8 protein-coding genes and 1 pseudogene are annotated in these 7,197 nt (G+C 59.1%); 8 read left to right on the top strand and 1 reads right to left on the bottom strand.

Going from position 1 to position 7,197, the window contains the following annotated elements; translation table 11 throughout:
- On the bottom strand, positions 1 to 246 hold a 246-nt coding region (locus tag BMY36_RS15150), incomplete at its 3' end, for a winged helix-turn-helix transcriptional regulator (RefSeq protein WP_139194085.1).
- A 104-nt stretch (positions 247 to 350) separates the two neighbouring features.
- On the opposite strand from BMY36_RS15150, the pseudogene BMY36_RS19575 reads away from it, so the two are divergent.
- From BMY36_RS19575 to BMY36_RS15110, 8 genes and pseudogenes are all read left to right on the top strand, one after another.
- Positions 351 to 509 (top strand): annotated as a pseudogene (locus BMY36_RS19575) (ATP-binding protein); the annotation flags it as partial.
- Positions 510 to 695: 186 nt separating this feature from the next.
- Positions 696 to 1,481 (top strand): DeoR/GlpR family DNA-binding transcription regulator, encoded by a 786-nt coding sequence (locus tag BMY36_RS15140; protein WP_074818858.1) that lies wholly within the window; start codon positions 696 to 698, stop codon positions 1,479 to 1,481.
- A gap of 9 nt (positions 1,482 to 1,490) precedes the next feature.
- The gene (locus BMY36_RS15135; RefSeq protein WP_050518514.1) at positions 1,491 to 2,543 is read left to right on the top strand and encodes an ABC transporter ATP-binding protein; all 1,053 of its coding nucleotides are present in this window, start codon (positions 1,491 to 1,493) and stop codon (positions 2,541 to 2,543) included.
- A gap of 7 nt (positions 2,544 to 2,550) precedes the next feature.
- Entirely contained in the window at positions 2,551 to 3,843 is a 1,293-nt protein-coding gene (locus BMY36_RS15130) for an ABC transporter substrate-binding protein (protein ID WP_050518515.1), read from the top strand.
- Between the two features lie 29 nt (positions 3,844 to 3,872).
- A complete protein-coding gene (locus BMY36_RS15125; protein ID WP_197086029.1) occupies positions 3,873 to 4,745 on the top strand; it encodes a carbohydrate ABC transporter permease in 873 nt (290 codons plus the stop codon).
- Positions 4,742 to 5,557 (top strand): carbohydrate ABC transporter permease, encoded by an 816-nt coding sequence (locus BMY36_RS15120; RefSeq protein WP_050518516.1) that lies wholly within the window; start codon positions 4,742 to 4,744, stop codon positions 5,555 to 5,557. Before BMY36_RS15125 ends, BMY36_RS15120 begins: the two co-directional genes overlap by 4 nt.
- Before the next feature lie 9 nt (positions 5,558 to 5,566).
- Positions 5,567 to 6,337 carry a metallophosphoesterase gene (locus tag BMY36_RS15115; protein WP_050518517.1) on the top strand — a complete coding sequence of 257 codons (771 nt, stop codon included), beginning with the start codon at positions 5,567 to 5,569 and terminating at the stop codon, positions 6,335 to 6,337.
- A gap of 15 nt (positions 6,338 to 6,352) precedes the next feature.
- Positions 6,353 to 7,117, top strand: coding sequence for an inositol monophosphatase family protein (locus tag BMY36_RS15110; protein WP_050518518.1), 765 nt, complete (start codon positions 6,353 to 6,355; stop codon positions 7,115 to 7,117).
- The last annotated feature ends 80 nt before the right edge of the window (positions 7,118 to 7,197 follow it).

Here is a 7,197-nt window from a genome sequence, read left to right as displayed (position 1 = left end):
CGCTGTTCGCCGTTGCTTGCGCGACTTCCCAGCTTCAGTTTTTAGCCATCCGGCCAATTTATCAGCAAAAAGATCAAGCTTGCTCTGCCGATCTGGCGTCGTGAACTGCGGCTCAATCGTGCCCGCGTTCAAATGCTTCGTAATCGTGTTGCGCGACAAACCAGTCCGGCGCGAAATCTCCCGGATCGATAGCTTCTCGCGCAAAGACATGCGTCGGATTATGTTCAAAAGTCCCATGTGTATCACTCCATTGCTCCCCGTGGCGCAGCGCGCTGGGGGAAGGGTCACATGGCTCAATTCTCAGTGGAAATTATTCGATAAACCGGCTCACTTCTAAGTGGAAATCAACACTGCTGCGGCTTCAAAAGCAAATGGTCAGCCACAAGCTGCTGATCATAGACGAACTTGGCTTCGTGCCGCTCAGCAAAACCGGCGCAGAACTGCTGTTCGAGCTGATCTCGCAGCGCTACGAGCAGGGCGCGACGTTGATCACCAGCAATCTGCTCTTTGGCTCACTTTCACTCTGCCGTTGACACATTCATGTCCCATAAACTGGCTGTGAACCACTTGCGCTTTTTGACAGGCGCGAACGCCAGTGCGCATTTTCTTGCAAATGCGCAAATTTGGTCACGCTTTTGTCATGCTTATTTGTTATGCATATTGAATACAGTGATTCTCGGGGGGGGGCGCACAGCATGGCAAATCGAGAGAGCGCGTTGCCCGCTTCTGGCCGTCATGCGCGACTGCTAGAGAGGTTGCAGGTGCGCGCCTACGCCGAGACGCAGGATCTGTCGTTGTTTCTGGGCGTGTCCGAGGCCACTGTCCGCCGAGATCTGGTTGATTTAGCGGCACGGGGCCTGATCCGGCGCACGCATGGTGGCGCGCTGGCACTGGAGCAGATCACCGCTGACTTGCCCAACAGCGAAAGACTGGGCCGATATGCGGCCGAAAAGACCAGAATTGGCAAGGCTGCGGCCAATCTGGTCACGCAGGGGGATGCCGTGTTCCTTGATGCAGGGACCACCACGCTTCAGGTTGCAAGCCAGCTTTCGCATCGAGATGGGCTTACTTTTGTGACAAATGGTACTGATATTTCGGCCTGCCTTGCAGGCGCGAGGGTGGAGCGGCTGTTTGTAATCGGCGGTGAATACAATGATTTCAACCACAGCCTGACCGGCGCGCTAGCGGCCGAGGCAATAAGGCGCTTCAATGTCGACAAGCTGTTCCTATCGGTATCGGCCGTGGATTTACGGCGCGGTCAGATTGCGATTTCGCACCCGGCTTTGGCGGATGCTCAGCGGGCCATGATCGAAATAGCGCAAGAAGTGATCGTGGTGGCCGACCATTCCAAATTCACCCGCAACGCACTGACCGTTATCGCGCCGCTGGACGCTATCAGCCGGATCGTCACGGATACCGCCTGCCGCGACTATCTGTGCGATATCCCGGAAACCCTGCACCGAAAGTTCATCTTTGCCTGAGGATCGCCGATGCCCATTCTGTCGCTGAACGCTTTGAACAAGTCTTGGGGGGCCACACATGTGGTCCGGGACCTGTCGCTGGAAACCCGCGAGGGGGAATTTATCGCTCTGCTTGGCCCTTCTGGCTGCGGAAAATCCACCACTTTGCGTTTGATCGCGGGGCTGGAGGACCCAACCGGGGGACAAATCCTGCTGGATGGACGCGATATTGCCACGCTGCCTTCGGCACAGCGCGGTATTTCGATGGTGTTTCAATCCTATGCGCTGTTTCCGCATCTGACGGTGGGGCAAAACATTACCTTTGGTTTGTCGGTCCGGGGGGAAAGCAAGAAGGCGCAGGCCGAAAAACTGGCCCGCGTTGCACCGCAAATAGGGCTGGAAAAACTGCTGGACCGCCGCCCCTCGCAGCTTTCGGGCGGGCAGCAGCAGCGTGTGGCGCTGGGCCGGGCGCTGATCGCCGAAGCCCCGATCTGCCTGCTCGACGAGCCGCTGTCAAACCTTGATGCCTCGCTTCGGGCCGAGATGCGCAGCGAAATCCGGTCGCTGCAACGCAGGCTTGGCATCACCATGATCTTTGTCACTCATGACCAAACCGAAGCAATGAGCATGGCCGACCGCGTCGCCCTGCTGCGCGACGGGCGGCTGGAACAGTTCGACACGCCCGAGGCGCTTTACTCCCGCCCGGCCAGCACCTTTGTCGCGGGATTTATCGGCGCGCCGCCGATGAACTTGCTGGCAGTGGCCGATCTGGGTGCGCAAGGCGCGCATTTGCCAAAGGGCGTGCAGGCGGGGCTGCGCCCAGAGGATATCACCCTTGGCACGGACGGATTGCCCGGCCGGGTGGAAAGCGTGGAATATTTCGGAGCGGATAGCATTCTTTCCGTCGACATAGGCGGGCCGCGCGTTGCGGTGCGCTTGCAGGGCCGTCCGGCCTTTGGACCGGACGACACTGTGAATCTGGGATGGCCAGCGGACGCGCTGCATCTTTTTGACGCCACCACCGGGATGCGGCGGGAAACAACCGCGCCCCACCTAACTAGCACCGAAACTCAAACAGCCTGAGGACATCATGACCATGATTTCATTGACGCGAGCGCTCTTTGGCAGCGCAGCCCTGAGCCTGATTGCCCTGTCGCCTGCGCTGGCGCAGACCAATATCACCTTCTTTTACCCCGTGCAGGTCGGCGGCCCGCTGACGGCGGTTGTCGATGGCTATGTCGCCGATTTTCAAGCCCAAAACCCTGATATCAAAGTTGAGGCGGTCTATTCGGGCAGTTACACCGATACCACCACCCGTGCCCTGACCGCCGCGCGCAGCGGCACGCCGCCAACGGTTGCCGTGCTGCTGGCCACCGACATCTACACATTGATCGATTCCGGTGTGGTGGAGCCGGTCGATACTTGGATCAAAACCGATGCCGACAACACCTGGGTCGATGGGTTCATGCCGGCCTATCTCGCCTCGGCGCGGGTGGACGGTAATTTGTGGGCGGTGCCATTCCAGCGGTCAACCGCCGTGATGTATTACAACAAAGAGGCCTATAAGGCCGCTGGCCTTGACCCCGAAACCCCGCCCAAAACTTGGGATGAGATGGTGGAATATGGCAAGGCGCTGACCACGCGCGACGCAGCGGGCAATGTCACGCAATGGGGCCTTGGTATCCCCGGCAGCTCCAACGCGGTGCATTGGATGTTCGGCGCGCTGGTCGCACAGAACAAGGGAAAACTGTCCAACGAGGATGGTCTGTATACTTTCTTTGATACGCCCGAAGTGATTGGCGCGCTGCAATACTTTGTCGATCTAAGCACCAAGCACGGCATTCACCCGCCGGGCGTGCAGGAATGGGGCACCACACCCAGCGACTTCTTGGAAGGCCGCCTTGCAATGGCATGGCACACGACTGGCAACCTTGGCAACATCCGCACAAATGCCAAGTTTGATTTCGGCGTCGCCCCCTATCCGGGCAACCCCGATCCGGCCTCGGTACTGGGGGGGGGCAACCTTTACATCTTTGAAGGTGCATCGGATGAAGAAAAGGCCGCCGCGTTCGAGTTCATCAAGTTCCTGACTTCGGATGAGTTGCTGGCCGACTGGGGCATCCAGACCGGCTATGTCGCTCCGCGAGACGGTTCGTGGGAGACGCAGGCGATGAAGGACTATGTCGCCGATGTGCCGCAAGCCGAGGTGGCCCGTCGCCAGATCGCGGTTTCTGTTCCCGAAATCTCGACCTTTGAAGGCCAGCGTATCAACGAGGTGCTGAACGCGGCGATCCAGTCAGCGCTGACGGGTCAGGCCACGGCCGAAGCCGCGATGCAAGGCGCGCAGGCCGAGGCAGAGCGCATCCTGTCTGCTTATCGCTGAACATAGCAAAGACCGTGGGAGAGATGGCAATGATGACCAGAAATGCCAAGGTAGGCCTGCTTCTGCTGGCGCCCGCCGCCGTGCTGCTTGTGGCCTTCACTTTCTACCCCACGGTCGCCACCTTGATCGACAGTTTCTATTCCACCCCACGTGGCCGTAGACCTTCAGAGTTCATAGGGGCCGATCATTTCCGCACCATGATGGCGGACCCGATTTTTCGGATCGCGATGATTAACAATATGATCTATGCCGCCGTCATCATCCCCGGCTCTATGGGGTTGGCGCTGGCGATGGCTTTGCTGGTGAATGCCCGCATCGGGGGAAGGGCACTGGTGCGGCTTGCGTTCTTTACCCCCACCATTTTGCCGATGATCGCGGTCGCAAATATTTGGATGTTCTTTTACGCCCCCGATTACGGGCTGATCGACCAATTCCTTGGCCTGTTCGGCATGGGCGGCAACAACTGGCTGGGCCAGCCCGGCACCGCCCTTTGGGCGCTGATCGTGATCACCATCTGGAAGCTGGCAGGGTTCTTCATGATCTTTTACCTCGCCGCCCTGCAACAGATTCCGCCCAGCCTGATCGAGGCCGCAACGCTAGAAGGGGCAAGCCCCAGCCAACGCCTGCGTCGGGTGATCCTGCCCCTGTTGATGCCCACCACGCTGTTCATCCTGATCAATGCCGTGATCGAGGCGTTCCGGTTGGTCGATCACGTCATCGCCCTGACGCGGGGCGGGCCAAACAACTCCACCCAGCTTTTGCTGCACTACATCTATCAGGTGGCCTTCAGCTATTGGGATACAGGCTATGCGGCCGCGCTGAGCGTGGCATTGTTGCTGGTGCTAGCACTGATAGCGCTGGTGCAGTTCGGCGTATTGGACAAAAGGATTCATTACAGATGAAACACCTCTCCCTCAAGCTTATAGCCCTTAATCTGACCGCCTGGACCCTTGCCGCCCTATGGATCCTGCCGTTGGTCTATGCGGTGTGGACAGCGGTGCATCCGCCGGAATACGCGGCCACATTTGATCTTTTTGCGCCCCTGACGCTGGATAACTTTGTGCGCGTCTGGAATTCGGTGCCGTTTGACCGCTATTTCATCAACACGGTGATGCTGGTGCTGTTTGTGGTCATCAGTCAGTTCATCGTCTGCACACTGGCCGCCTATGCCTTTGCGGTCTTTCCGTTTCGCGGATCTGAATGGCTGTTCATGGCGGTGCTGGTGCAAATGATGGTGATGCCCGAGGTACTGCTGGTGCGTAATTATGCGACCATCTCATCCATGGGTCTTGTTGATACGATTCCGGCCATCGCTCTTCCCTACCTCGCCTCGGCCTTTGGGATTTTCCTGTTCCGGCAAGCCTTCAAATCGGTGCCGAAAGAGCTGGACGAGGCCGCAAGGATGGAAGGGGCCGGGCCAATGCAGGTGTTGTGGCGGGTCTACGTGCCGCTGGCCAAGCCGACCTATCTGGCCTATGGACTTGTGATGGTCGCCTATCACTGGAACAACTTCCTGTGGCCGCTGATCATTACCAATTCGGTCACGACGCGGCCAATCACAGTGGGGCTTCAGGTGTTTTCAACTGTCGAACAAGGCATTGATTGGCCCACCATCACGGCGGCGACCCTGCTGTCGGTGGCCCCGCTCCTAATCGCGTTCCTGATCTTTCAACGCCAGTTCGTGCAAAGCTTCATGCGCTCTGGCATCCGTTAAGAAGTCCTTATGCGTATCGCCCATATTTCAGACCTGCACATCATCGCCACGCCCGATGCGCCGGGCATTCTGCGCGCAGATACCGTGGCGCGTGCTCGCGCGCTGGTGGCCGACCTTTCGACCTTTCCCGACCTCGATTTGGTTGTCATCACTGGTGACAATGTGAACGACGCACGCGCGGCTGAATATGCGGTGCTGGCGGATGTGCTGGCAGGGCTGCGGGTGCCCTATATTATCCTGCCTGGCAATCACGATGATCGCGCCCAGCTGCGCGCCTTGGTGCCCGACCGGGCCTATGCGAGTGCCGACCGGCTCGATCACTTGTGGCAGCAGGGCCTTGCCCGCGTGATCGTGCTGGACACACTGGCGGAGGACGAAATCGGTGGCCGCCTGTCGCCTGCCCAACTGGGCTGGCTGGCCGAGACGCTGGAGCAGACGTTTGACGACCACACCCTGATCGCGCTGCATCACCCGCCCTGCGCACCCGCGATGGGGCGGCTGGATGGCAACATTCTGATCGAGGGGAATGCAGCCCTGCGCGCCTTGCTAGATCGCCAGCCCAAACCCGCCACGCTTCTTTGTGGCCACATGCACCGTCCCTTCACGGCCCGCTTTGGCAAGTCTACGGTTCATGCCGCAACCAGCACCGCCTTTCAGTTCGCGCTTGCGTTGTCGGCCCCGGACGAGCCACCCACCGTGGCGGAGCCGTTTCACTATACTATCCATGTCCTTGGTGCCGATGGCAGCCATGTGACCCATAACCGTTTCCCCACCCTTTGACCCTGGACGGACGTAATGTTTGAGATTTTGACACCTCTGGCCCATGACGCGGGCGCTTTGGCCTTGCGCCATTTCGGCAACCTTTCCCAAAGTGCAATTGCAGCCAAAGGTCCTCTTGATCTTGTTACTGTGGCAGATCAGGAGGTTGAGGCGATGATTATCGCCCACCTACGCGACGCCTTCCCCGACGACGGCATTCTGGGCGAGGAGGGCGGCATCATCCCCGGCACATCCGGGCGCATCTGGGTGATCGATCCGATTGACGGCACGTTCAATTTTGTGCGCGGTGGCCCCCAATGGGCAGTGTCCATCGGCCTTTGGGATGGATCAAAACCCATTGCGGGCATCATTCATGCGCCTGTGATGGGGATAACCCTGACAGGTGGCACAACCGACGCGCCCGCGTTAAACGGTCGGATCCTGCCCCCTTTGGCGGCTTATCTGCCAGACCGGGGTTCGGTGGGAGTGGGCCTTGGCCGCGCCATACCGGCTGCCGAGCGTCTCGAGATGCTGCGGTTCCTGACCGAAGATGCCGGGATCATGTTTCGATGCTGCAACGCCTCGACCTTGGCGCTTCTGGAAGTGGCCACAGGCGAGGTGGACGGCCACATCGGTTACGGCGAAAGCGTGTGGGATGTTATGGCGATCTGGCCCATTCTGACGGCATTGGGGGCTGTTTCTACCCTTGATTGGTCAAAGACACCTCTTACCACGAAACTGCAGTTCGTGATCGGCAAGCCTGCCTTGGTAGAGGCCTGCCGGTCTTTGGCCCCAAGTTGACCGCGAAAGACCCTGTTGTTGATTGTCGCTGAGAATTGACCCATTGGGTCAAATTCTCGCGGAAATCAACACCGTCACGC

The sequence above is a fragment of the Pseudorhodobacter antarcticus genome (genome assembly GCF_900110135.1).
GTDB lineage: Bacteria > Pseudomonadota > Alphaproteobacteria > Rhodobacterales > Rhodobacteraceae > Pseudorhodobacter > Pseudorhodobacter antarcticus.
The sequence above is the reverse complement of the archived record's forward strand: the minus strand, read 5'-3'. Positions and strand labels throughout refer to the sequence as shown.